Source organism: Pontivivens ytuae (assembly GCF_015679265.1).
GTDB lineage: Bacteria > Pseudomonadota > Alphaproteobacteria > Rhodobacterales > Rhodobacteraceae > Pontivivens > Pontivivens ytuae.
On the sequence record NZ_CP064942.1, the window covers coordinates 2,998,449 to 3,021,955 of the forward strand.

At 70.1% G+C, this 23,507-nt stretch carries 21 protein-coding genes and 1 tRNA gene; 15 read left to right on the forward strand and 7 right to left on the reverse strand.

Going from position 1 to position 23,507, the window contains the following annotated elements:
* Nucleotides 1–31 precede the first annotated feature (31 nt).
* The gene (locus I0K15_RS14735; RefSeq protein WP_196102259.1) at nt 32–277 is read left to right on the forward strand and encodes a hypothetical protein; all 246 of its coding nucleotides are present in this window, start codon (nt 32–34) and stop codon (nt 275–277) included.
* On the forward strand, nt 278–1,492 hold the full coding sequence (locus I0K15_RS14740) for a phenylacetate--CoA ligase family protein (RefSeq protein WP_196102260.1): 1,215 nt from the start codon (nt 278–280) through the stop codon (nt 1,490–1,492).
* A gap of 329 nt (nt 1,493–1,821) precedes the next feature.
* On the opposite strand, the gene I0K15_RS14745 is transcribed toward I0K15_RS14740, so the two are convergent.
* On the reverse strand, nt 1,822–2,430 hold the full coding sequence (locus I0K15_RS14745; RefSeq protein ID WP_196102261.1) for a thiamine phosphate synthase: 609 nt from the start codon (nt 2,428–2,430) through the stop codon (nt 1,822–1,824).
* Between the two features lie 88 nt (nt 2,431–2,518).
* On the opposite strand from I0K15_RS14745, the gene I0K15_RS14750 reads away from it, so the two are divergent.
* On the forward strand, nt 2,519–3,064 hold the full coding sequence (locus I0K15_RS14750; RefSeq protein WP_196102262.1) for an AAA family ATPase: 546 nt from the start codon (nt 2,519–2,521) through the stop codon (nt 3,062–3,064).
* A 29-nt stretch (nt 3,065–3,093) separates the two neighbouring features.
* Here I0K15_RS14750 and I0K15_RS14755 read toward each other — a convergent pair whose 3' ends face one another.
* Together I0K15_RS14755 and I0K15_RS14760 are read right to left on the reverse strand one after the other, a co-directional pair.
* Nucleotides 3,094–3,522: a cupin domain-containing protein gene (locus I0K15_RS14755; RefSeq protein WP_196102263.1), complete on the reverse strand. Its 429-nt coding sequence runs from the start codon at nt 3,520–3,522 to the stop codon at nt 3,094–3,096.
* Nucleotides 3,519–4,835 carry a class-II fumarase/aspartase family protein gene (locus tag I0K15_RS14760; protein ID WP_196102264.1) on the reverse strand — a complete coding sequence of 439 codons (1,317 nt, stop codon included), beginning with the start codon at nt 4,833–4,835 and terminating at the stop codon, nt 3,519–3,521. Before I0K15_RS14760 ends, I0K15_RS14755 begins: the two co-directional genes overlap by 4 nt.
* Nucleotides 4,836–4,963: 128 nt before the next feature.
* Here I0K15_RS14760 and I0K15_RS14765 point away from each other — a divergent pair, with 128 nt between their 5' ends.
* The 6 genes from I0K15_RS14765 (at nt 4,964) to I0K15_RS14790 (ending at nt 9,099) form a co-directional block, all read left to right on the forward strand.
* On the forward strand, nt 4,964–5,776 hold the full coding sequence (locus I0K15_RS14765; RefSeq protein WP_196102265.1) for an IclR family transcriptional regulator: 813 nt from the start codon (nt 4,964–4,966) through the stop codon (nt 5,774–5,776).
* Nucleotides 5,777–5,870: 94 nt separating this feature from the next.
* Nucleotides 5,871–5,945, forward strand: a tRNA-Asn gene (locus tag I0K15_RS14770).
* A gap of 104 nt (nt 5,946–6,049) precedes the next feature.
* Nucleotides 6,050–6,823: a 3-oxoadipate enol-lactonase gene (pcaD, locus tag I0K15_RS14775; protein WP_196102266.1), complete on the forward strand. Its 774-nt coding sequence runs from the start codon at nt 6,050–6,052 to the stop codon at nt 6,821–6,823.
* Between the two features lie 12 nt (nt 6,824–6,835).
* Nucleotides 6,836–8,035, forward strand: coding sequence for a 3-oxoadipyl-CoA thiolase (gene pcaF, locus I0K15_RS14780; protein ID WP_196102267.1), 1,200 nt, complete (start codon nt 6,836–6,838; stop codon nt 8,033–8,035).
* A 117-nt stretch (nt 8,036–8,152) separates the two neighbouring features.
* Entirely contained in the window at nt 8,153–8,359 is a 207-nt protein-coding gene (locus I0K15_RS14785; RefSeq protein WP_196102268.1) for a hypothetical protein, read from the forward strand.
* Between the two features lie 104 nt (nt 8,360–8,463).
* Complete coding sequence (locus I0K15_RS14790; protein ID WP_196102269.1) at nt 8,464–9,099, forward strand: TetR/AcrR family transcriptional regulator; 636 nt, start codon at nt 8,464–8,466, stop codon at nt 9,097–9,099.
* Nucleotides 9,100–9,360: 261 nt separating this feature from the next.
* Here I0K15_RS14790 and I0K15_RS14795 read toward each other — a convergent pair whose 3' ends face one another.
* Complete coding sequence (locus I0K15_RS14795) at nt 9,361–10,065, reverse strand: Crp/Fnr family transcriptional regulator (RefSeq protein ID WP_196102270.1); 705 nt, start codon at nt 10,063–10,065, stop codon at nt 9,361–9,363.
* 156 nt (nt 10,066–10,221) lie between these two features.
* On the opposite strand from I0K15_RS14795, the gene I0K15_RS14800 reads away from it, so the two are divergent.
* A complete protein-coding gene (locus I0K15_RS14800) occupies nt 10,222–12,060 on the forward strand; it encodes an FAD-dependent oxidoreductase (protein WP_196102271.1) in 1,839 nt (612 codons plus the stop codon).
* A 507-nt stretch (nt 12,061–12,567) separates the two neighbouring features.
* On the opposite strand, the gene I0K15_RS14805 is transcribed toward I0K15_RS14800, so the two are convergent.
* Genes I0K15_RS14805 through I0K15_RS14815 form a run of 3 tightly spaced genes read right to left on the reverse strand, consistent with a single transcriptional unit; the run spans nt 12,568 to nt 19,145 of the window.
* Entirely contained in the window at nt 12,568–13,560 is a 993-nt protein-coding gene (locus tag I0K15_RS14805) for a hypothetical protein (RefSeq protein ID WP_196102272.1), read from the reverse strand.
* Between the two features lie 11 nt (nt 13,561–13,571).
* On the reverse strand, nt 13,572–15,506 hold the full coding sequence (locus I0K15_RS14810; RefSeq protein WP_196102273.1) for an NAD(P)/FAD-dependent oxidoreductase: 1,935 nt from the start codon (nt 15,504–15,506) through the stop codon (nt 13,572–13,574).
* A 9-nt stretch (nt 15,507–15,515) separates the two neighbouring features.
* Nucleotides 15,516–19,145, reverse strand: coding sequence for an AAA family ATPase (locus I0K15_RS14815; protein WP_196102274.1), 3,630 nt, complete (start codon nt 19,143–19,145; stop codon nt 15,516–15,518).
* A gap of 188 nt (nt 19,146–19,333) precedes the next feature.
* Between I0K15_RS14815 and kynU the strand changes: the two genes are divergently transcribed.
* The 5 genes from kynU to I0K15_RS14840 all read left to right on the forward strand — a co-directional run bounded on the left by kynU (nt 19,334) and on the right by I0K15_RS14840 (nt 23,462).
* The gene (gene kynU / locus I0K15_RS14820) at nt 19,334–20,521 is read left to right on the forward strand and encodes a kynureninase (RefSeq protein ID WP_196102275.1); all 1,188 of its coding nucleotides are present in this window, start codon (nt 19,334–19,336) and stop codon (nt 20,519–20,521) included.
* Entirely contained in the window at nt 20,518–20,889 is a 372-nt protein-coding gene (locus I0K15_RS14825; RefSeq protein WP_196102276.1) for a hypothetical protein, read from the forward strand. The genes kynU and I0K15_RS14825 overlap by 4 nt, the downstream gene beginning before the upstream one ends.
* A complete protein-coding gene (gene kynA, locus I0K15_RS14830) occupies nt 20,886–21,695 on the forward strand; it encodes a tryptophan 2,3-dioxygenase (protein WP_196102277.1) in 810 nt (269 codons plus the stop codon). Before I0K15_RS14825 ends, kynA begins: the two co-directional genes overlap by 4 nt.
* Nucleotides 21,692–21,928, forward strand: coding sequence for an Lrp/AsnC ligand binding domain-containing protein (locus I0K15_RS14835; protein WP_196102278.1), 237 nt, complete (start codon nt 21,692–21,694; stop codon nt 21,926–21,928). Before kynA ends, I0K15_RS14835 begins: the two co-directional genes overlap by 4 nt.
* Nucleotides 21,929–22,175: 247 nt before the next feature.
* Nucleotides 22,176–23,462, forward strand: coding sequence for a cytochrome-c peroxidase (locus I0K15_RS14840; protein ID WP_196102279.1), 1,287 nt, complete (start codon nt 22,176–22,178; stop codon nt 23,460–23,462).
* Nucleotides 23,463–23,507: the final 45 nt, after the last annotated feature.

Sequence of the window (23,507 nt, forward strand, 5' to 3'; positions counted from 1 at the left end):
GCACTACCTCACACCTGTACGGAGGACGACCATGACGGAACTCAAAGCACAGGATGTGGACGGCGCGATCCGCGACCGCATCCTCACCCTGCTCGACAGCGGTCCGGTGCGGGTCGATGAACTGCCCGCCGCCGTCGCCATTCCGCCCGAGGAGCGGAGGCACGTCGCCGACTGGCCCGCCAAGGTGCAGGCCATCGCAAAAACCTTGCGCGAAGAGGGCAAGATCGGGGACACCGAAGAGCACGGACATCCCGCGCTCAAACGGACAGGACCCTGAATGACCACCCACTTCGACGCGCTCGAAACACGAAGCGCCGATGAGCGCGCCGCCCAGCAGGGCTCGGCGCTCTCCGCTCTCCTGCGGCACGCGATGGAATACGCGCCGGGCCTCGCCGCGCATCTCGGCGAGATCGACCCGGACGCGGTGACCGACCGCGCGACGCTCGCGAAGCTGCCGGTGCTGCGGAAGTCGGATCTCGGCGCGGCGCAGGGCGAGCATCCGCCCTTCGGTGGCTTCGATGCGGGGCGCACGCACCACGTCTTCCAGAGCCCCGGCCCGATCTACGAGCCGGGCGGCACGGGGGCGGACTGGTATCGCATGGGCCGCTTCCTCTTCGCTGCGGGGCTCGGGGCGGACGACCTCGTGCAGAACTGCTTCTCCTATCACATGACGCCCGCAGGCATGATGTTCGAGAGCGGGGCGGCCGCGGTCGGCGCCCGCGTCTTTCCCGCCGGTACGGGCCAGACGGAGATGCAGGCGCAGGCAGCCGCGCATCTCGGCGTCACCGCCTATGCCGGCACGCCGGACTACCTAAAGGTCATCCTTGATACTGCGGATGCCGCGGGCCTTAAGACGCAGATCACCAAGGCTGTCGTCGGCGGCGGCGCCCTCTTCCCGTCGCTCCGTCAGGAATACGCGGACCGCGGCATCGCCTGTCTGCAATGCTACGCCACCGCCGATCTCGGCAACGTCGCTTATGAGAGCCCGGCGATGGAGGGCATGATCGTCGACGAGGGCGTGATCGTGGAGATCGTGCGCCCCGGCACCGGCGATCCCGTCTCCGACGGCGAGGTGGGTGAGGTCGTGGTCACGACGCTCAACCGCGACTACCCGCTGGTGCGCTTCGCCACGGGCGACCTCTCGGCGGTGATGGAGGGCGCGAGCCCCTGTGGCCGCACCAACATGCGCATCAAGGGCTGGATGGGCCGCGCCGACCAGACGACGAAGATCAAGGGCATGTTCGTCCGCCCCGAACAGGTGGCGGCGCTGGTGGCCAAACATGACGGCCTCACCAAGGCCCGCGTGATCGCCACCCGTGCGGAGGAGCGCGACGTGATGACCGTGCAGGTGGAGGGCGAAGGCCTCGACGCCGCTGCGGTGGGCGCAAGCGTCCGCGACACCCTCAAGCTCGCCGGCGAGATCGAGATCGTCGCCCCCGGCACCCTGCCCAATGACGGCAAGGTCATTGACGACCAGCGCAGCTACGACTGAGAAACCGCCCCAGGGCTCGATCCGGGGCCGCTCCGAAATCTCGCGGCGCGTCGAATAGAAAGGTCCCGGCTCTGCGGCCGGGACGGTCGGGTGGCGTGCGGCCGGCCTCAACAAAAACGACCACCCCGGACTTGATCCGGGGCCGCTCACATCCCCACGGCCGGCCGCACAAAACGACCCCACACTCCGGCCAGAACGGTTTGATTTGCTTGGATGGAGCCGTCTAGACCGGCGCCCACCGTACACGGCCCCAAAACAGAAGGCTCTGCCTATACGGCGAGGGCGATCTCAAGACAGCCTACCGATCGGCCTCGGAAGCCACCAAAACCTCACCCCAGCAGCGCGCCCAGCTCCGCCACCGGGTCATCCGCCGACCAGATCTCGTCACCCACCGCGAGGAAATCGGCGAACGCCCTCAGCTCCGCCACCGTCTCCGCCGTCAGCCCGCCCTCGGCCACCACCGGCACCTCGATCATCTGCGACCACCATTCGAAGAGCTCCGCCTCCGCCAGCTCCCCGTTGCCCAGCATCGGGTCGGAGGTCACGGGACCAAAGCTAACGTAATCCGCCCCGATCTCGCCTGCCGTCATCCCTGCATGGCGCGAGGTCCCGCAGAATACCCCCGCGATCGCATCCTTGCCGAGCTCCTTCCGCACGTCGCGCAGGCTCCTCGGATCGCTCAGATGCACACCGTCGAGGCCGTGCGGCCCCACCAGCTTCCAGTGATCCTCGATGACGAAGGCCACATCCCGCGCGTGACAGATGTCGCGCAGCCCGTCCGCCGCCCGCGCGATCGCATCCGCCGGCGCGTCGAGCCGCAGGCGTACGCAGGCGACCTCCCGCGCGTCCAGAACGGCGGCCATCCGCGGCGCGAAGGCGCTCAGCTCGAAGCGCCGGGGCGTCACGAGATAGAGCTGCGGCGCGTCGGTCTCGGCCATGCGGGGTCCTCCTGTCCAAGTGGCGGACATCTAGACCAGTGCGCGGGGCGTCACAATCCCCCGCTAGACCCATGCGTAGGAGAGCAGCATGGACCCAAACCGCTTCATCGCTATCACCGGAGCCTCCGGCGGCGGCAAGTCGACGATCCTAGACGCGCTCGCCGCCCGCGGTCACGCCGTGCAGCCGGAGATCGGGCGCATGATCGTGCGGGAGGAGATGCCCGACGGCGCCCTGCCATGGACGCGGCCCGTGGCCTTCCGAGACCTGCTCTTCCACCGCTCCGTCGCCGCCTACGACAGCTGGGCCGCCGAGCGCCCGGGCCTGGTCTTCTTTGACCGGACCTTCATCGAGGCCATCGCCTGGTCCCGCAGCACCGGCGCTCCGGTCCCCGACGAGATGCAGCACGCGGCCCGCACCCGCCGCTTCGCGCAATCAGTCTTCGTCTGCCCACCCTGGCCCGAGATCTACCGCCGGGACGCCGAGCGCCGGCACGACTTCGCCGCCGCCCGCGCCGATTACGAGGCGAACGTCGCCGCCTATGCCGCCGCTGGTTACGACCTCATCGAAGTCCCCCGCGCCACCCCGGCCGAGCGCGCCGCCTTCATCCTCCGCGCTCTTCCCGTTCCACCTTGACCAAAATATCCCCGCCGGAGGCGCACGCCTCAGCCCCGCGGCACCGGTCGCCAGTCGGGCGGCGCCATCTCGAAGCCGTCGAAGGTGAAGCCCGGGCTCACCGTGCAGCCGACCAGCGTCCACGCGCCTACAGAGGCAGCGCTCTGCCACCACCCATCCGGCACCACGAGTTGCGGCCGCTGGCGCTGCTCCAGATGCGGCCCGAGCATATGCGCCTCCGCGTCGTGCCCATCCGGGCTCATCGACAGCACCAGCGGTGCGCCCGCGTACCAGTGCCATATCTCGGCCGCGTCGACCCGGTGCCAGTAGGAGATCTGGTCGGCTGCGAGCATGTAGTAGATCGCGGTGCCCGCCGCGCGCTCCCCCTCGGGAGCCTCCGCCCGCCAGGTCTCGCGATACCAGCCGCCCTCGGGGTGGGGCTGGAGCTCCAGCATCTCGACGATGTCCTGCGGCGTCATGTGGCGGCCCTCCGTGCCAGCTCGACCGCCCGGCCCGATTGGGCGAGCGGATCGAAGAGCGTGTTCCAGTCGAGCGGCGCGGGCGGGTCGGCCTCCAGCACGTCCCGCAGCTCACGCCCCTCGTCGATCGCGGTGCGGCAGGCGGCCTTTACCTGCGCCGCCGCCTCGGGCCGTGGCATGTGGGCGCTCAAGGCGAAGGTCACGGCCTCGGCAAAAACCAGCCCCCGCGTCGCGTCCAGTTCCGCGCGCAGGGCGGCCGCATCGACCTGCAGGCCCTCGACCATCCCGGCCGTCAGCCGCAGCGCCGCGCCGGTCGCGCAGATCATCTGCGGCAGCGTCAGCCATTCCTGCGCCCAGGTCGCACCGTCGCGGTCGCCCTCCTGCAACAGCGCCTGTCCCAGCCCGCCGGAAAGCTGCACCACGTGCCGCGTCAGTGCCACGATGCTCTCGGCGGCCACCGGGTTCTGCTTGTGCGGCATGGTCGAGGAGCCGCCCGCCGCGCCCAGCCGGATTCCCGCGGGTTGCATCTGCACCATCTGCAGCACGTCCGTCGCGATCTTGCCGCAGGCCCCGGCGACGAGCGCGAGCCAGTGGCTCAGCTCCGCGATCCCATCGCGCGTGGCGTTCCACGGATGCTCCGCCACGCCGAGGCCGAGGGCGGCGGCCAGCTTCTCCTCCACCTCCGCCGCCCGGGGGCCGAGCGCCGCCGACGTTCCCGCGGCCCCCGCGAGGCTCACCACCAGCAGCCGCGGCTGCAACGCCGCCAGCCGCTCCAGATGGCGGGGCAGGGGTGCGCGCCACGTCGCCGCCCGCGCGCCGAAGGTCGTCGGTGTCGCGGGCTGATGGCGGGTGCGTGCGGCCATCACCGTCTCCGCCTCGCGTCCGGCCAGCACCCCCAGCGTCCCGGCAAGCCCCTCGATCCGCCCCTCCAGCATCTCCAGCGCCCGGCGCAGCCGCAACACCAGCCCCGTGTCGATCACGTCCTGCGAGGTGGGGCCGAAATGGGCCCAGGCCGCGTGATCCGGCGCGTCCATCGCCTTGCGGAACGCCTCGACCAGCGCGGGCACCGGCACGCCAGCCGCCGCATAGCCCGGCGCGAGCGCCGCGGCATCCACCTGCACCTCCATCGCTGCGCGCTTGATGAAGAACGCGCTGTCGCCCGGGATCAGCCCCATGTCGCCCTGCACCTCGGCCAAGGCCCCTTCGAAGAGCAGCATGGCCCGGATCTCGGCCGCATCGGTGAAGAGGGCCGCAAGCTCGGTGTCGCCGAACAGCTCCCGCGCCAGCGGGCTGTCGAACGGGGTGAAACTCATCGCGAAGGACCTCCATCGCCGGGCCGGATGGGCGGCAGGTTTCCCCATTCGTGGCCCGCCTGCAAGCATCGCTTGGGTTCCGTACCTGCGTGGCTCGCCTTGCGCTTCACGCGCTCTAAGTCCCGTTCATGTCGAGGGATTCACAGCACCTCGCCCCGGGTGAGGGCGACCGGACCGGGCAGGTGCGCGCGGTGGTTCGCGCCATGACCCTCCTGCGGGAGATCGCGGCGGCCGAGGGGCCGGGACTTACCTTGACCGAGGTGGCCGAGCGCGCCGGATTGCCGCCATCGACCACCCATCGCCTGCTCACAACGCTCGAAAGCGAGCGTTTCGTGCGCTACGACGTCGCCGCCGGTACCTGGCAGATCGGGGTGACGGCCTTCGTCACCGGATCGGCCTTCGTGCGCACCCGCAACCTCCTGATGCTCGCGAAGCCCTACCTGCGCCGCCTCGTCGACCTGACAGGCGAGACCTCGAATATCCTGGTGGAGAACGGGGGCGAGGTCGTCTGCCTCGACCAGGCCGAGAGCCGCCACACCATGCGCGCCATCACGCAAGTGGGCGGGCGCATGCCGATGCACGCCTCGGGCTCGGGCAAGATCCTCCTGGCCCTCATGAGCCGCGACCGGCGGGAGGCTGTACTGGGCGGGCACCCGCTCGACGCGCTGACGCCCAACACCATCACGGATCCCGAGCGGCTGGAGCGCGAACTGGCCGAGGCGCGTCAGCGCGGTGTCGCCTTCGATGACGAGGAGCACGCCGCGGGTCTGCGCTGCGCCGCCGCTCCGATCTGGTCGGAGACCGGGCAGCCCGTCGCCGCCGTCTCCGTCTCCGGTCCCGCCGCGCGCCTGACCGACGACCGGTTGCAGGAGCTCGCCGACCAGGTGGCCCGCGTCGCCGCGGATATCACCGCCGAGTTCGGGGGGCGACCGGGCCGCTGACGGCTGCCGATTTCCGCCCCGTCACGGCCCCGAAAATCCCCCTTGCAGCCCCCGAACCGCTTTGCTAGATGACGCCATGCCCAAGCGGCTCTGGTCCGGCGTAGCTCAGTGGTAGAGCAGTTGACTGTTAATCAATTGGTCGTAGGTTCGAACCCTACCGCCGGAGCCAAACCTCTCTGACATCACGGTTTTCAGGCGAGAGTACTCCTCGCTTTTCCCGTGCGACAGTGCGCGCGCTGTGCCACTCTGCCCGCGAAATCAGGGGAGGGCCGCATGCTGACATTCGCCGCCGCGAACGGGACCACGCTGCATTACCGGGATGAGGGCGAGGGTGCGCCCATCGTCTTCATCAACTCGCTCGGCACCGATTTCCGGATCTGGGACGACGTCGCCGCAGCCCTGCCGGGGCGGCATCTGCGCCATGACAAGCGCGGCCATGGGCTCAGCGCCGGGGTGCCTGTCTCGATGGACGACCACGTTGCCGACGTCGCGGCGTTGATGGAGGGGCAGGGAACTGGCCCGGCGGTGATCTGCGGCCTCTCGGTCGGTGGGATGATCGCGCAGGGGCTTGCGGCTACGCGGCCCGATCTGGTCCGTGCGCTGATCCTCTGTGACACCGGCCACCTCATCGGCACGCGCGAGCTCTGGGACGACCGCATCGCCGCGGTCACCGAGCACGGCATCGAGGCCATCGCCGATGGCATCCTCGCCCGCTGGTTCTCCCCTACCTTTCGCGAGACGCGGACGATCGAGCTTGCCGGGTGGCGCCAGATGCTCACGCGGACGCCGCAGGTGGGCTACCTAGCCACCTCCGCCGCGATCCGCGACAGCGACTTTAGCGAGAGCACGCGCGCGCTGCGCGTCCCGACCCTCTGTGTCGTGGGTGAGCATGACGGCTCCACCCCGCCCGATCTGGTGCGGGAGCTTGCGGGCCTCATTCCCGGTGCCCGTTTCGAAGTGATTGCGGGTGCGGGCCACTTGCCTTGCATCGAGCAGCCCGCGGCGCTCGCCGCCCTGATCGCCGATTTCCTCACGACCCTCGACTGAACGGAGGCCCCGATGCCCGACGCCTTCATCTGCGGCTATATCCGCACGCCGATCGGCCGCTATGGCGGCGCACTCGCCCCGGTCCGGCCCGACGACATGGCCGCCCATGTGATCCGGGAACTCGTCGCCCGGACCACCGTCGCCCCAGACGCGGTGGAGGAGGTGGTGCTGGGCTGCGCCAACCAGGCGGGCGAAGACAACCGCAACGTCGCGCGCATGGCCACGCTCCTCGCAGGGCTGCCGGAGGAGGTGCCCGCCCACACGCTCAACCGCCTCTGCGCCTCCGGCCTCGACGCCGTCGCCTCCGCCGCCCGCGCGGTGCGCCTCGGCGAGATCGACCTCGCTATCGCGGGCGGGGTGGAGAGCATGAGCCGCGCGCCTCTCGTGATGCCGAAGCCTGAGACCGCCTTCTCCCGCCATGCGGAGATCCACGACACCACCATCGGCTGGCGCTTCATTAACAAGGCGCTCGCGAAGCAGTACGGCACCGACTCGATGCCCGAGACGGCGGAGAATGTCGCGGCCGAGCATCAGGTTTCCCGCGCTGACCAGGATGCCTTCGCCCTGCGCTCGCAGGAGCGGGTGGCGGCAGCGCAGGCGAACGGGCGGCTGGGCCAAGAGATCGTGGCGGTCGAGATCCCGCAGCGCCGGGGCGATCCGATCGTGGTGGAGAGCGACGAGCATCCCCGCGCGACCACGCTGGAGAAACTCGGCACGCTGCCCACGCCGTTCCGCGAGGGCGGCTCCGTCACCGCGGGCAATGCGAGCGGCGTCAATGACGGCGCGGCGGCCCTCCTCATCGCGTCGGGGCAAGCGGTAGAGCGCCATGGCCTCAGGCCGATCGCCCGGATCCTCGGCAGCGCCTCGGCCGGGGTGCGGCCCGCGGTGATGGGGATCGGACCGGTGCCCGCGACGCGCAAGCTCTGCGCGCAGCTCGACTTTACACCCGCCGGTTTCGACGTGATCGAGCTGAACGAGGCCTTTGCCGCCCAAGCCCTCGCCGTACTGCGCGATCTCGGCCTGCCGGACGACGCGCCCCACGTGAACCCCAACGGCGGGGCCATCGCGCTGGGCCATCCGCTCGGCATGTCCGGCGCGCGCCTCGCCGGAACCGCGGCGCTGGAGCTGCAGGCCCGCGGCGGCGGCAAGGCGCTGGCGACCATGTGCGTCGGCGTGGGGCAGGGGGTCGCGCTCGCCATCGAGGCGGTCTGAACTGAACCGATTGGTTCACTTGCGGAAACGCAGTGTCGATTTGGTGAACTGAACCGTTTGGTTTATACGGCTGGTCATGAACTGAACGGTTCGGTTCATTTATCGGAGGACCAAGACATGACCCTCAAGACGTTCCTGATTGCCGCCCTCGCCGCGACCCTCGCCATGCCTGCACTCGCGCAGCAGCAGACCACCCGCAATCCGGACCCGGAGCCCACGGTCCAGTGCACCCAGCTCGAGATGCAGATGGGCATCCGCGGGGCGGAGTGCGGCACGCGCAGCCTCGGCGGCCTCGCCCTCGAAAAGAACGAAGCGGAAGATTGAGCGCCGCGGACCTTCCCTCCGCGCAAATCACCGGCGCGGAGGGGAGAATTGACACAAGTGAACTGAACGGTATCGTCCGATTACACGACCGTTCGGGAGCGAACATGGCCAACGCCGCCGCGCCGTCCACCCAGAGCCAGCCCACCCGCAAGGGCCGCAAGTACGAGCAGGTGCTCGACGGTGCGCGCCTGATCTTTCTGGAGCAGGGCTTCGAGGGGGCGAGCGTCGATGACATCGCCCGCGCCGCCGGTGTCTCGAAGGCGACGCTCTACAGCTACTTTCCCGACAAGCGCCTCCTCTTCAGCGAGGTCATCGCCGAGGAGTGCCGCCGCCAGGCCGAGGCGACCTTCTCCCCCAGCCGCGCAGACGGGCCGAGCGAGGAGGTGCTGACCCGCATCGCCCGCGACTTCGTCCGCTTCCTCGACACCGACATCGCGCTGCAGGTCTTCCGCACCTGCGTGGGCGAGGTCACGCGTTTCCCGGAGCTTGCCCGCCGCTTCTACGAATCCGGTCCCGGCCTGATGATGGACAGCCTCATCGAGGTGCTGAAGGCCGGCATCGCCCGGGGTGAGCTTGCCATCGACGATCCGGAGCTGGCGGCCGGTCAGTTCGCCGAGCTCTGCCATGCCAAGCACTTCCTGCCCCGCATCCTCGGCCTCGAGGCGGCGGTTCCGGTGACCGAGCTCGACCGGATTGCCGACGAGGCGGTGCGCACCTTCCTGTCCCGCTACGGAACCTGAGCCTTTGGTGCGCTAGCGCACGGAACCGATCCCCCGAATCGCGGCATCACGTTGGTGTCGAAAGGAGCGGATCACGGCAGTCCCACTGCGTGAGGAAGCAGGCGGGCTCGGTTGTGGGCCAGGTTTCTGCAGAACCACCTCGCAGGTCGGCTCGCCCCTTTCAACGCCAGGCCGTCGCCCGAGAGACGTTTCGGATCCGGCGGCTCAGTCGGGACGTGGGTCGGCCCCCCGCCTGCGTCCCGGCGACCCTCCAAGGGGCTCTCAGGCCTCGTCCGCGTCGCGCGCCAGTGCCAGAAGGGCCTCCGGGTCCAGAAAGGTGATGGCAGCGCGGCGCGTGGCGATGACGCCCTGTTGGCCCAAGGCACTCAGCTCCCGGCTCACCGCCTCCCGGTTCGCACCGACCCGTGCCGCGATGTTGGCATGGGTGGGCGCCGGCTTAAGCTCGCCGCCCGCCTCGAACACTCCGGCCTCCAGCCCAGCGCGCAACAGGAACAGCGCCAGCCGATCGGCGAGCTTGAACGCCGTCAGCTCGAAGCTGCGCTGGGTGAGCTGCCGGATGCGCCCGACCATGTCGACGATCAGCGTGCGCGCGACATGGGGCTCCTCCTCCACGAGGGTGCGGAACGCCTTGCCTGGCACCCGCACCAGCTCCGCATCGGTCCGCGCATAGATCGTCGCCGACCGCTCCCCGTCGGAGAAGGCCGCGATCTCTCCGAAATACTGCCCTGCCTTGATCTCCCCAAGCGCGAATTCCCGCCCGCGCCCCGAGATCAGGATCGCGGTCAGCTCGCCCGACAGCACGAAATAGACGTCGTCGCTCACCTCCTGGTGCTGCACGACGAGCGCACCGCGCTGCACCTTCACCGGGTCCGCCCGCATCGCGAGCCGCTTGCGCGTGTCGTCCGACAACGGCTCCAGCAAGGGGATCGAGGCAAGCCGCGTGGCAAGATCGGGTCGGGTGGTCATCGGCAACGGCCTCCGGCGCTGCGGAACGTGCGAAAGCGCACTGTTCAGGTGTGTCGCGGCACGCTTTAACTCGTGCAGGGTGCAGATTGGTAGGGCAGGGCCATGGGCGACGCAAGCAAAACGCGGGTACTCATTCTGGGTGGAGGCTGCGGCGGAATGGCCGCCGCTTATGCGCTGACGGCCGATCCGGCGCGGCAGGCGGCTTTCGACGTGACGGTGGTGAGCCAAGGTTGGCGCATCGGCGGCAAAGGTGCCAGCGGACGCAACGCCGCCCACTCCATGCGGATCGAGGAGCATGGGCTGCACATCTTCCTCGGCTTCTACCGCACCGCGTTTTCCCTGCTGGATCAAGCCTATGGCCGGCTTGGCGGCGCGGCGGACGGGGTCTACCCGTCGGTCGCCGACGCCTTCACACCGCAGCACGACGTGACGCTCTGGGTCTCGCCCGACAATGGCGGCAGTGGCGACTGGCGGCACTTCACCCTGCCCATGCCGCGCTGGCCCGGCGTGCCATGGCAGGGGACGGAGGAAGATCTGCGCGGCGCGCCGCAGCGGATCCTCGGGCTGCTCCGCCATCACTCCGCCGCCCACGGCCTCACCGAACTCCACTCGCATCTCGATGCCGAACCGAAGGCGCTCGGCTCCTTCCTCGACCGGTTGAAGGAGCTGCGGGCGGAGGCTGCGCTGGGCCTCCATGTCCTCTACGACCTCCTGGAGATCGGCGGCGCGGTGCTGCGCGGTTACTTCACCGACATCCTGCCCCATGGCTGGAACGCCTGGAATGCGATCAACGGCCACGACTTCCGCGTCTGGCTGATCTCCCATGGGGCGAGCGAGACCGCTGCCTGGTCGGAGAGCGTTCGCGTCATCTACGACCTCGCCTTCGCCTATCGCGACGGGGAGGGGACCGGACCGGGCACCGCCGACATCGCGGCGGGCGCCTGTCTCAAGCTGATCCTCGATCTCGTCGGCGGTTATCGCGGCGCGCCGATGTGGCGGATGAATGCGGGCATGGGCGACACGATCTTCACCCCGCTCGTCAAATGCGTGGAGCAGGCGGGCGGCGAGATCCGCCTCTTCCGCCGCATCACCGCGATCGAGGTCGAGAACGGCGCCGTTGCCCGCGTGAAGATGCAGGTGCAGGCCCGGCCCGCAGGCACCACCTACGACCCCTTCATCCGGGTGAAGGGCCTCGACTGCTGGCCATCCGAGCCGATCTGGGATCGCCTTGCCCCGGACACCCCCCGCGCCGACTTCGAGAACCCGTGGGACACCACCCATGTCGGCGAGGAGGTGCTGGAAGCCGGGACCGATTTCGACCATGTGGTGCTCGCGATCCCGCCCGCGGCGGCGCAGCACCTCGTCACCGGCCTCGACAATGCCGACTGGACCCGGATGGTCTCAACGCTGGCTGGCGCGTCGGTCGCCACGCATTCGGCCCAGCTCTGGTTCGACCGGCCCACGCGCGCGGCGGGGTGGAGCCAGCCCGACACGGTGTCGGGCGCCTACGCCCCCGCGCTCGGCACCTGGGCCGACATGAGCCACCTTCTGAAGGACGAGGACTGGCCGATGCCCGAGGCGATGAGCTGCCAGTACCTCGTCAGCGTCACCCCGCTGCCCGACCTGCCGCCCCCCGGGACGCAGGACCCGCAGGTGCAGGAGGCCGCGAATGCGGCGGGGCAGGCGGACACGAAGGCGTGGCTTAACGCCCATGCCGCGGGTCCGTGGCCCGCGCTTGTGCAGAATGGGGTCTTCGACGAGAGTGCGGTGGTCACCGCCTACGACCACGTCAACATCGCGCCCTCCGAGCTCTACGTTAGGACGCCCCCCGGCACCGTGCAGGACCGCCTGCCGCCCGACTGGGACGGTGTGGCGAACATGAGCCTTGCCGGAGACTGGACGCTGAGCTCGATCAACGGTGGCTCGGCCGAGGCCGCCATCGAGTCCGGCAAGACCGCCGGGGACGCACTGGCGGCGAAGCTGGGTGTAGTTTGAGCTTTAGTCAGGTTGGTTCTGCGTGACGTTGGTTTTCGGACCCGTCATCCTCGGGCTCGACCCGAGGATCTCCGCGATTGCGAGATGGCCGGGTCAAGCCCGACCGTGAACCCCTCTCTACCGTCCCGGCCGCGGAGCCGGGACCGCTGCGTAGCAATGCACTCCGGTCCGCAAGGCCCCGGATCAAGTCCGGGGCGGTAACTGCTTTAAGTGAGTGCCCTGCGCGGGGCTGCCCCCCCTCCCTAACCATCCCCCCCGCGGGAGGAGGGGATGGTGGTTCGCCCGGCTGATAGGCCGGGCCGCGCCCGCCCGGGGCTCCGCCCGCGATCCGGCGAAACTGTCCGCTGGACAGTTTCCGGGAAGCCGGATCACCCTCCCCCAGGAGGGCGCGTAGGAGATGCCGTTCATCGAGCAAGCGACCTGGATGCTTGAGGGCGACCACGTCGAACCACGGTCCCTTAAGCGCCCTCCAGGTCGGGCGCGGCCCTCTCTGCCACGGAGCGCCCGTTACCCCATCGCCTGCCACAGCGTCTTCCCGTTCAGCGTCGTAAAGTCGAAGTTCACCCAGAACGCGAACCGCGCCTCCGTGGTCAGCCACCCGTCCTTAATCTCACCCTTCAGCCCGAGGTCCTTGATGATCTGGTGCGATGCACAGTCGAAGACCGAGCAGTGGTAGCGCCCCGGCATGAGCCCGCCCCCATGCACCGCATCGAGATGCGCGGGGCTCTCGCAGATCGCCTGGTAGCAGGCGCGGGTCCAGTCCTCCGCCGCTCGGAACTGCTTGATATTGACCACCGGCACGATGAAGTCATGGGCGAGCTTGCCGAGATCCCAGAGGAAGGCAGCGCCCTCCACCACCGTCTCCCACAGCCCCTCGCCATGGCGCATCTGGCCCTTGAGCGTGGCGATCAGGCCCTTGATGTCCTCGAAATCCGTCTCCAGCCGGCCGACCGGTGCGTCCGCGGTCACCTTGATGAGCTCCGCGCCCTCAACGGCCCGCTGCGTGTCCGAGAACTCGGGGAAGATCGTCGTGCGCGCGACCCACGTGCTCTCCCCGGTCGCGGGCAGGTCAATCTCGCCGATGGCCTTGCGGTAGCCCCAGATCTCGCGGCCGACCACCAGCCCGGTGTCCACGTTGATCAGCAGGTAGGGCACCCAGAAGGTCAGCCGGGGGAAGGTGTGCCCCTCCCGCCATTCCCACAGCGGCACCCAGAACATGCACTCGCGGTCCCCCTGGATCCCGATGGTCTGGCTCAGCGAGGTTGCGGCGTCCACCTCCAGATAGGTCAGCAGCACCGTGTCGGTGACGGTGGTGTAGCGCAGCTCCGGCGCGCAGGCCGCGTTGAGCTGGCTGTCGACGAAAGCCTGCACCGCGTCCCGGTCCGCCGCGACGGCAAACGCGTAGGAGGTCGTGCCCTTCAGTTGCAGCGGCTGGGGAAAGCAGATCTCCCCATGCCCCAGCCGGTCCACGTATTTCGGCAGCTTGCTCACATCGGTCATGTCATCCGTCCTCAAAGATAGTGTTCGCCCAGCACGGTCTCGGGGAAGCCCGAGATCGCGCGGCTCGCCTGCATCCCGCTCATCACGGCGGATTCCACGCAGGTCGTGTTGAGACCCGTGCGCACGTAGCAGCCCGCGAGCACGAGGTTGTCGAAGCCGGTCTCGTCGGCTGAGAGCCGGAGCGAGACCTCGCCCACGCCCGAGCCGACGCAGCATTCGGCGGGGTCGATGTTTGCGCGGATATAGCTCTCGTTCGGCGGGACGGGCCCGGCAGCGCGCCCGCACCAGTTCACCGTGCCGTTCGCCGCGACCCAGTCGCCGAACTGCGCGGTGACATCGGCGAGCGCGGCGCTCTGCGTGTCGCCGGCCGAGGCCGGTTCGCGGTAGGCCGTCGTCGCATAGGCGCCGCAGAAGTAGTGAACCGAGCCCGAGCCGCCCTCGACCCCGTTGAGCTGGCTCATGTCGGCCCAGATGTCATAGGCCTCCGGCCCGCCCACCGTCGCGGGCCGCGCGTCCCAGCCGAGCTGCTCCGTCGTCTCGGGCAGCCAGACCTGGGCCGCGAGCGTCGGGACCAGCCCGATCCCCTCGACCATCCGCGCGAACGGTCCGCCCGCGTCGATCAGCTCCTGCGCAAGGCTCGGCTCGGCATCATTGAGCGGCTTGTACCCGCCCATCGAGATGCCGAGCACCACGTGATCGAAATCCGTGCCACGGGTCAGCACCACATCCTCGGTCGGGTAGGGGGGGGACCAGTGGTTCTCGAAATCCACACCCGCCGCCTTCAGCGCCGCGCCGTTCTCGAGCTGGTCCCAGTAAGGCTCCACCGGCCAGGTCGGCACGCCGTCCACCACCGTGGTCGCCTCGTAGCCGTTGGGCGTCACCGCCTGCTTCGCCAACGTGATCCGCTCGATCCCCTTGCCGTCCGCGTCGAGATGCAGGCCAGTCGTCTTGTGGAAGAAGTGGACCTTCATGCCCCGCGCGCGCAGCACGTCGTACATCGGGGCCACCACCGCCTCGGCCATCCCGGCCTTCAGCGTGTACATGACGTGGCCCTTGTAGGTGGTCACGATCCGCAGGATCACCCGCACCGCCGTCCCCGTCCCGACCGAGGGCTTCGCGTGGCTCCCCTCCTGGTACCAGAAGCAGCAATCGTAGATCGCCCGCACGACCGAGGAGCCATCGACGATCGCCGCGTTCCCGCCATGGGACTTCAGCCACTCGCGGAACTCCACGGCGTTCAGCGCGTCCAGCGACTTGCGCCGGACCAGCACGTCCCAGACGATCCCGGCGGCGAAGGCCGCACCGATATGCAGCACGTCGCGGAAGAGATTGCCCATCGGCAGGCTCTTCTCGTGATGCGGGGTGAAGGCGTTCTGCACATCGGTGAAGCTCTCGTGATGGCGCTGCGCCGCGCCCTCGGCCAGCAGATCCTCCTCCAGCCGGTCGAGCGTCGCGTGGGCCGGGTGATCCTCCCGCCCGCTCTTCTTGAGGATCAGCTTCAACAGGCTCGCAAGCTCGCTCAGCATCCCCCGGATCGACAGCTCGACCTGCCCGTTGCCGCGATGTTCGTCATTGGTGGGCCAGGTCACGTTCCAGAAGCCCCAGCTGCCGTCCGCCTGCTGGGTCCAGAGCGGGGTGAAGTCCTGCGCGTCGAAGGCGTCGAGCCCGGTCTGGAAGGGGCAGCCCGCGGGCTTCTCCCATTCCTCGTAGACGTCGCGCAGCATGGACCAGGCGTTGTCGTAGCAGCCGAACCAGAAGTGCAGCCCATGCTCCAGCACCCGGTTCTGGGCGTCGCGCGAGGTGGCGCACTTGCCGCCCAGCCGCCAGCCCATCTGCCAGATCTCGACCTCGTACTTCTCCCGCTGCTCCGGCGTTGCCGTCAGGTTCCACGCCGTTGTCAGCGCGCCGAATCCACCGCCGAGAATGGCGACCTTCTGCCGCGTCATGCCCACCCCTTATGTCTCAAGACCCGCTGCGCGCCGCGCCTCCATATGCGCGATCGCCGGCGGGCCGGCCTCGTCGATCATGCACGCGGCCTCGGCCCATTCTGTGATGTTTCGCACATCCCGGTGAAAGGCCGCGGCGGGCCGGGCCACCGGCATGATCTTGGCGAACCGCGCGAGGGCGCGGAGTGCCCGCCGATCCTCCGCCGCCGCCCGCGTGTCGTCGGGCCGCGCCTCGGCCACCACGCCTGTGACGGTGGCGAGCCAGCTCAGCCCCGCGTGAAGGTGCCAGGCCGCGGGCGGCCGCGCCTCGGCAAGGTCGAGCGCCTGCCGCGCTTCCTCCCGCGCGGCACCCAGATCGCCGTCCCGCAGCTCCGCCATGGCGAGGGTCGCCTGCGCGAACACCTGCTCGGCCGGATTGAGATGCGGGTGGGTCCGCAGCGCGCGCAGCGCATCCTTGGCCGAGCCGGGCAGGGGGTCCGCCTCTTGGAACGCCGCACCCAGCCGCGCGGTCAGCCACCAGGAGCGGATCTGCGCGCTCACCCGGCTGTCCATCCGCGCGCCGAGCTCTTCGAGCAGCGGATCCTCCGGCGTCAGCAGCCCCTGCGCCATCCGGTTGTGCAGGATCGTCGCGACCGTCTGCCGCCAGCGGCCCATCGCCCCAAGTTCGGCATAGAGCGTCATGGCGCGGTCGCCCATCTCCCGCGTCCGCGCCCAGTCGGCCCGCCCGCCATACATCACTTGCGCGACCAGCGAGGCGAAGGCGACGTCGTGCCGGTCGCCCCGCGCCTCGGCCACCTCATGCGCGCGGCGGGAGTAGAAATCGGCGAGCGGGCGCAGGCCCGACGTCTCGAATCCGATCGAAAGCGCGGCGAAGCCCGCCACGATCTCCCGCACCTGGCCCACCCGCTCGGCGGTGTTGAGCGAGGCGAGGGTGTGCAGCAGCACCGCATCGATCCGGCTGTCGAAATAGGCGATCTCGGCGAGCAGGCGGTGTGCGCGCGCCATCAGGGCGCCATGCCTGACCGGCCCGCCCCAGCGCCCCGCCACCCGGTGGAGCACCTGCCGCCCCAGCGCAGGCAATAGCTGCGCCACCCGCCCCGCCGCGCGGCCCGCCACCGGGGTACCGGCGAAGGCCAGCGCCTCCTGCAACCGCGCCTCGGCCATCCGCATCTCGACCGCCTCCAGCCCCGCCTCGCCCTCCACCATCAGGAGGGAGAGCCGGTCCTCCTCGGCCAGTGTCACGCCATGCTCGTCCGCGCGCCGCCGTGCCTCGGAGGCCTGTGACAAAGCCTCGGCATGGGCGAAGAGCGCCACGGCCCGCTCCGCCAGCTTCTGGTGGGCCGCCACCGCCTCCACCTGTCGTTCGGCCCCGGCGAAATGGCGGGCGCGCTCGGCCAGATCCTCGGCCAGCCCCAGCTCGATCACCCGCCCGTGCAGCCAGCTCCGCTGCGCGAAGGAGAGGGCGTCGTAGCTCACCTCCCACACCAGGTCGTTGCCGAAGGCGTGCTGATCCTCGCCGACCGGGCGCACCAGCCCTGCCTCGGCCAGCCGCGCGAGCCGGGTCGTGACCTCGGGATCCTGCGCCAGCGCTGCAAGCGAGCCCGCGCCGAAACGCCGCCCGATCACGGCCGCCGCGCTCAGCACCGCCCGATCGGCTGTCTCAAGCTGGTCAAGGCGCGCGGCCACCAGGTCGCGCAGGGTGCCGGGCGTGAGGCTCCGGTGATCCGGGCTCGCCGGTTCCGCCGTCGGCAGCCGCACCGTGTCGCCGGTCACCGCCAGCCGCCCCTCGGCCAGCAGACCGCGGGCGAGCTCCTCGAGGAACAGCGGGTTGCCCTCGCTCGCCTCGTGAAGCTGGCGCGCCGTCTCCGGCTCGCAGAGCCGCGCGTCGAGCAGGGTGCAGAGCAGCGCCGCACTTTCCCGCACCGTCAGCGGCGGGACCGCGATGGCGGGCGCGGGCTCCGTCGCCCCCCGCCGCGCGAGCACGACGCGCAGCGCGCCGCGCATCGCCAGCCGCTCCAGCACCACGCGGGAGCCGCTGTCGAGATATTGCGCATCGTCGACCAGGATCAGGCACTTGGTGCCGGCCGCGCTGGCCGCGCCCAGCCGCTCCGCCAGATCATCCTCGATGTTCTGCTGCTGCCGCTCCCCCGCGCTGTCGAGCCCGCCGAGCGCGGGCAGTTCCGCACCCAGGGTGGCCAGCACCCGCAGCACCGCGTCATAGGGCAGATCCGCCCCGTCGGGCCGCAGCACCGGTTCGGCGACTGTCCAGTTATCGGCATGCGCGGCCGCGGATAGCGCGGCGAGCATGTGACTCTTCCCGATGCCCCGCGGTCCCACGACCTCCGCCGGGGCCCGGGGGCGACCGGGCCGTGCGAGCCAGGGGGCCAGCACCGGTGGCGCGGTCGCCCGCCCGCCCTCCTGCCGGCGCTGAGGGATTCCCGGATCGGCGAGGCGCACGACCTCCACCGGCGCGCTCGCCCCCTTCACCTCGCGCATATGCGCCCCGGTGAAGGCGAGCCCCGCGCCCGAGCGCACCGCCGTCGCCGCATCCGTGAGCGGCCCGTCGCCTGCCCCCTGCATCAGCCGGGTGGCCAGTGCGGAGGGCCAGCCGAAGGTCGAGACGGTCCGCAGCTCCGGATGTCCGTAGCGGCTGAAGAACAACCGTCCGCCGGCGACGCCCACCGGCATCCGCGCACCGCCCTCGCCGATATCCGACCAGATGGCGGCCGCCGCGCGCAGCGCCCGCCGCTCCCGCTCCGCCGGGCCCTGCGGCGGCAGGCCGAAGACGGCGTGCAGGATGATGCCCTTCTCCTCGGCCATCATGTTGACCGGCACTCCGCCCCAGGGGGCAAGCTGCGCGCGCACCCGCTTCAGCCTCGCGGCCAGCCGCTCGGGCGTCACGACCGCGCCTTCGCCGCCCTGCGCAAGGTCCACCGACAGCACCACGAGATCGCGGAACGCGCCGCCCGCCGCCGAGCCGTTGAGCTGCCGCCAGAGCATCGCGAGTGGCGTCCGGTCATGGTCGGGCCGCGGCAGATCGCCGAGCTCCATCCGCGGGGCCGGTGCATCCGCCCGCCGCCGCAGCAGGCGCGCCGTTCCACCCGTCCGCGTCTCCAGCTCCAACAGAGCGCTCGCCCGTGCCGCATCCGCGGGACAGACAACGATCTCGCCTGGTGTCGCTGCTCCGTTGAGGCGCGCCGCCTCGCTGATCGCGGGGCCGAGGGCGGCCCACATCTCCTCCGTCTCCTCGCCTCCAAGCCGACACAGCTCCACCCCGCCGCTCGCGAGGCTGATCCGCGCCTTCAGCGGTGGTGGCAGCGTTGCGGCCACGTCGAGCGCCGCCCCGGCCGCCGCCGCGAAGCCCGCACCATCGGCTCCCGCCTCGGGCCACAGCGCCACCAGCGCATCGCCCGCGAAGGTCGCGACCATGCCGCCCGCCCGCTGCACCGCGCCGATCGTCGCTTCGAAAAAGGCGTCGAGGTGGCCCGCCAGCCGCTCCGCCCCCCGCGGCCCCTCGTCGGCCAGCGCGCGGGCCAGCGTCGAGAAACCGGCGAGGTCCACATGCAGCACGACGGCATCCGGCGCGCTCCACAGCGCGTCGAGGCCGCCCGCTCGCGATGGCACGAGGGCTAGCGTCATCGAGGATCCCGTTCAGTCCCGTCGAACCGCGGCGCACGCGCCCGTCCCATGGGCACGCAAAACCAGTCCATCGTCGTGCTTAACAGATGATCGGCGAGGCGCGCGGGTTTTTTGCGGGTGACCCGGCGACCCTTGCGCGCGGCCCCGGTTCCCTGAGACAAGGGGGCGTCCCTGTCGGAGAGCCCACCTTGACCGATTTCGCTGCCACACGCTGCCTCTTCCACCTGCCCGAGGGGATGATCTACCTCGACGGCAACTCGCTGGGCCCGCTGCCGAAGTCCGCGGCCGAGCGCGTCGCCGCCATGATGCGGGACGAGTGGGGCGAGATGCTGATTGGCGGCTGGAACAGGGCCGGCTGGATGGCGCAGCCCATGGCGCTGGGCGACCGCATTGGGGCGCTGATCGGGGCGGAGCCGGGCCACGTGACCGTCGGCGACACGCTCTCGATCAAGGTCTACCAGGCGCTGGCCGCAGCCCTTGCGATGACCGACCGCAAGGTGATCCTCAGCGACAACGGTAATTTTCCAAGCGATCTCTACATAGCGGAGGGGCTGATCGGCACTTTGGGCCGCGGCCACGAACTGCGCGTCGTGGAGCCGGAGGCTGTGGAAGATACCCTGGATGAGAGCATCGGCGTCCTGATGCTGACCGAGGTCGACTACCGCACCGGCCGCCTCCACGACATGAAGGGGCTGACGGAGAAGGCTCACGCGCTCGGCATCGTCACAGTCTGGGACCTCGCCCATTCCGCCGGCGCGTTGTCTGTGGATGTGAGCGGCACCCGTGCCGATTTCGCCGTCGGCTGCACCTACAAATACCTCAACGGCGGCCCGGGTGCTCCTGCCTTTATCTACGTCGCGCCGCGCCATGCGGAGACGGCGCGGCCCGCGCTCTGCGGCTGGCTGGGCCACGAGGCGCCGTTCGCCTTCGACCCCGACTACCGCCCCGGCGCGGGCGTCGAGCGGATGCGGGTCGGCACGCCCCCGATCCTGCAATTTGCCGCCCTCAATGCGGCGCTCGACGCCTGGGACGGCGTGGATATGGCGGATCTGCGCGCCGCCTCCCAACGCCTATCGGAGCGCTTCATCGCCGAGGTCGAGGCGCGCACCGACCTCGTCCTCGCCTCCCCCCGCGACCCCGCCCGGCGCGGCTCGCAAGTCAGCTTCCGCCACCCCGACGGCTACGCGGTCATGCAGGCCCTGATCGCCCGCGGTGTGATCGGAGATTTCCGCGCCCCCGACATCCTCCGCTTCGGCTTCACCCCGCTTTATCTGGGCGAAGAGGAGGTTGTGGAGGCCGCCGCGATCCTGTCCGAGATCCTCACCACCGGCACCTGGGACCGGGCCGAGTTCCACCAGCGGCAGGCGGTGACATGAGCGTCCGCATCGAGTACCGGGACCCCGAGGCTCGGGCCTGGGCGATGAAGACCTACGGCCTCGCCGCCGCGGCAGCTTTCCTCGGCTGCCTCTTCGCACTGAACGCGCCCACTTGGACGACGCCTTTCCTGCATGGAGCGTTCAGCGGCCCGCTAGGTCTGGTCGCCGCCGGCCTCTTCGCACGATATCCCCGCGAGGTGCGCCAGGTTGCACGCATCGGCGTCGTGGGAACGCTCGGGATCGACGTTCTGCAGCTCGTCCTGAACAATGGCGGCGCCTTCTTTCTCGGCTGGGTGTTTCTCGCGATCTGGGGTGTGCTGGGGCTGAGGCTCGACGGCCTGCTCGCCTCGCTGGAGAATGCGGAATGACCACCCCCGTCACCGACTTCTCCGACCGCATGTCCTACACCGACTACCTGCATCTCGACGCGGTGCTGACCGCGCAGCATCCGCTGTCGGACGCCCATGACGAGATGCTGTTCATCGTGCAGCATCAGACGTCGGAGCTCTGGATGCGCCTCGCCATCCACGAACTCGACGCGGCCCGCGCCGCGCTGGCCGAGGACGACATCCGCCCCGCCTTCAAGATGCTCGCCCGGGTCGCCCGGATCTTCGAGCAGCTCAACGGCGCCTGGGACGTGCTGCGCACCATGACGCCCGCCGACTACACCCGGTTTCGCGAGAGCCTCGGCCAGTCCTCCGGCTTCCAGTCGTGGCAGTACCGACGCATCGAATACATGCTGGGCAATCGCAATCCCGCGATGCTGAAACCCCACGCCCACCGCCTGGATCTGGTCGAGGCGTTGGAGGCCGAGCGCCAGCGTCCCTCGCTCTACGACGTGGCGCTTGCCCGCCTCGCCGAGGTCGCCGACCTGCCTGCCGAGGTACTCAATCGCGACCTCACCCAGCCCTACCGCGCCGACCCGCGCGTCACTGCCGCCTGGGCCACGATCTACCGCGCTCCCGAGGCGTACTGGCACCTCTACGAGCTGGCCGAGAAGCTGGTGGACATGGAGGACTACTTCCGCCGCTGGCGCTTCAACCACGTCACCACCGTCGAGCGCGTCATCGGCTTCAAGCGCGGCACGGGCGGCACCGGCGGTGTCTCCTATCTCAAGAAGATGCTCGAAACCGAGCTCTTCCCCGAACTCTGGCAAGTGAGGACCGACCTATGAGCGCCGTTTTCGTACAGCTCCGCTGCAAGCCCGGCACGACCTACGAGGTCGCCGATGAGCTCTGGGCGCGGGAGATCGTCTCCGAGCTCTACTCGACCTCCGGCGAGTGGGACCTGATGATGAAGCTCTACCCCCCCGAGGGCGCCGACATCGGCCACTGGATCAACGAGAACGTGGCGAGCATCGCCAACGTGGAGCGCAGCCTGACGACCCTGACCTTCAAGGCCTTCTGAGCGCGCTGCCGCGCGCCCGCCTTTTGAGCCCTGCGGGCCGCGTGCGTATTTGAAGAGAGTGATGGGCTTGGGGGCCGTCACCCCGCACGGCCGCTCGTGCCGCGGGGGTGACGCATCACTCTCGCGGTCATCGGCGCGCCCGCCTGTACCGCAGGCCCACGGTGCGCCGACCCAGGTTATCACTCTCTTAAAATACGCAATCCTTCCGACGCTTGCCTGCTCGCGCGGCCCCGGCCATGGTTGCGCCATGAAACGTCTGATTACGGCCCTCGTCCTCGCCACCCCGCTCTCCGCGCAGGAGTTCGGCCCCGTCACCGATGCCGACTACCGGCCGACGGATCCGGCGCTCGTAGCGCTGGGCCGCGATCTCTTCTACGACCCGATCCTTTCGGGCAATCGCGAGGTCGCCTGCGCCACCTGCCATCATCCGAAGCACGCCACTGCCGACGGTGTCGCGCTCGGCTTGGGCGACGGTGGCATCGGCCTCGGTCCGGACCGCCGCATCGACCCCGACAACCCGCCCGAGCAGCGCATCCCCCGCAACGCCCCCGCGCTCTTCAACCTCGGCGCGCGGGAGTTCACCGTGATGTTTCATGACGGACGGCTGGAGGAGGATGCGGAGCAGCCCGGCGGCATCCGCACGCCGATCGGCGCCGACATGGTGGGGGGCTTCGCCTCCGTCCTCTCCGCCCAGACGATGTTCCCGGTGCTCAGCCCTGACGAGATGGCGGGGCATTACTCCGAGAATGAGATCGCGCAGGCCGTCCGCATGGGTCGCATCACTGGCGAAGGCGGTGCTTGGGACCTCCTGAGCGCCCGCGTTGCCGCGGTCCCCGCCTATGCCGACGCCTTCGCCGCCGCCGGACGGCCCGAGATCGCGTTCACCGATATCTCCGACGCCATCGCCCAGTTCATGGAGGCTGAGTGGCGCGCCGATGACAGCCCCTTCGACCGGTGGCTGCGGAGCGAGGCGGAGCTGCCGCCGCAGGCCGATGCCGGGCGGGAGCTCTTCTACGGTGAGGCTGGTTGCAGCACCTGCCACGCTGGCCCGTTCCAGACCGACCACGCCTTCCACGCCATCGCCATGCCGCAGCTCGGCCCCGGCAAGGCCGCCCGGTTCGAGGCGCACGCCCGTGATGAGGGGCGAGGCCGCGTGACGGGCCGGGCCGATGACGCCTACGCCTTCCGCACGCCGTCCCTGCGCAACGTCGCGGCCACCGCGCCCTACGGCCATGCGGGGGCCTACGCGACGCTGGAGGGGGTGATCCGTCATCACCGCGATCCCGTTTCGGGGTTCGAGCGCTACGACCGGGCGCAGGTCCGACTGATCGGCGGCTTCGAGGATTGGACGCTGATGGACGGCCCCGACGCGGAGGCGATCCCGGCGGCCAACCGGCTCACCCCCGTGGCGCTCAGCGACGCACAGGTCGCTGATCTGATCGCCTTCCTCGAGGCCCTCACCGACGAGACCAGCATCGCGGGGCGCAGCGGCATCCCCGAAACGGTGCCGAGCGGCCTTCCCGTCCCGCGTTAACCTTTCGGCCGCCGTCGCAGCGGTGCACAGGTGTCATACGCCCGG

Excerpts from the sequence above, each read along its gene's own strand:
- I0K15_RS14735 (WP_196102259.1), top strand. The coding sequence starts at position 32 with ATGACGGAACTCAAAGCACAGGATGTGGACGGCGCGATCCGCGACCGC.
- I0K15_RS14740 (WP_196102260.1), top strand. The coding sequence starts at position 278 with ATGACCACCCACTTCGACGCGCTCGAAACACGAAGCGCCGATGAGCGC.
- I0K15_RS14745 (WP_196102261.1), bottom strand. The coding sequence starts at position 2,430 with ATGGCCGAGACCGACGCGCCGCAGCTCTATCTCGTGACGCCCCGGCGC.
- I0K15_RS14750 (WP_196102262.1), top strand. The coding sequence starts at position 2,519 with ATGGACCCAAACCGCTTCATCGCTATCACCGGAGCCTCCGGCGGCGGC.
- I0K15_RS14755 (WP_196102263.1), bottom strand. The coding sequence starts at position 3,522 with ATGACGCCGCAGGACATCGTCGAGATGCTGGAGCTCCAGCCCCACCCC.
- I0K15_RS14760 (WP_196102264.1), bottom strand. The coding sequence starts at position 4,835 with ATGAGTTTCACCCCGTTCGACAGCCCGCTGGCGCGGGAGCTGTTCGGC.
- I0K15_RS14765 (WP_196102265.1), top strand. The coding sequence starts at position 4,964 with ATGTCGAGGGATTCACAGCACCTCGCCCCGGGTGAGGGCGACCGGACC.
- pcaD (WP_196102266.1), top strand. The coding sequence starts at position 6,050 with ATGCTGACATTCGCCGCCGCGAACGGGACCACGCTGCATTACCGGGAT.
- pcaF (WP_196102267.1), top strand. The coding sequence starts at position 6,836 with ATGCCCGACGCCTTCATCTGCGGCTATATCCGCACGCCGATCGGCCGC.
- I0K15_RS14785 (WP_196102268.1), top strand. The coding sequence starts at position 8,153 with ATGACCCTCAAGACGTTCCTGATTGCCGCCCTCGCCGCGACCCTCGCC.
- I0K15_RS14790 (WP_196102269.1), top strand. The coding sequence starts at position 8,464 with ATGGCCAACGCCGCCGCGCCGTCCACCCAGAGCCAGCCCACCCGCAAG.
- I0K15_RS14795 (WP_196102270.1), bottom strand. The coding sequence starts at position 10,065 with ATGACCACCCGACCCGATCTTGCCACGCGGCTTGCCTCGATCCCCTTG.
- I0K15_RS14800 (WP_196102271.1), top strand. The coding sequence starts at position 10,222 with ATGGCCGCCGCTTATGCGCTGACGGCCGATCCGGCGCGGCAGGCGGCT.
- I0K15_RS14805 (WP_196102272.1), bottom strand. The coding sequence starts at position 13,560 with ATGACCGATGTGAGCAAGCTGCCGAAATACGTGGACCGGCTGGGGCAT.
- I0K15_RS14810 (WP_196102273.1), bottom strand. The coding sequence starts at position 15,506 with ATGACGCGGCAGAAGGTCGCCATTCTCGGCGGTGGATTCGGCGCGCTG.
- I0K15_RS14815 (WP_196102274.1), bottom strand. The coding sequence starts at position 19,145 with ATGACGCTAGCCCTCGTGCCATCGCGAGCGGGCGGCCTCGACGCGCTG.
- I0K15_RS14825 (WP_196102276.1), top strand. The coding sequence starts at position 20,518 with ATGAGCGTCCGCATCGAGTACCGGGACCCCGAGGCTCGGGCCTGGGCG.
- kynA (WP_196102277.1), top strand. The coding sequence starts at position 20,886 with ATGACCACCCCCGTCACCGACTTCTCCGACCGCATGTCCTACACCGAC.
- I0K15_RS14835 (WP_196102278.1), top strand. The coding sequence starts at position 21,692 with ATGAGCGCCGTTTTCGTACAGCTCCGCTGCAAGCCCGGCACGACCTAC.
- I0K15_RS14840 (WP_196102279.1), top strand. The coding sequence starts at position 22,176 with ATGAAACGTCTGATTACGGCCCTCGTCCTCGCCACCCCGCTCTCCGCG.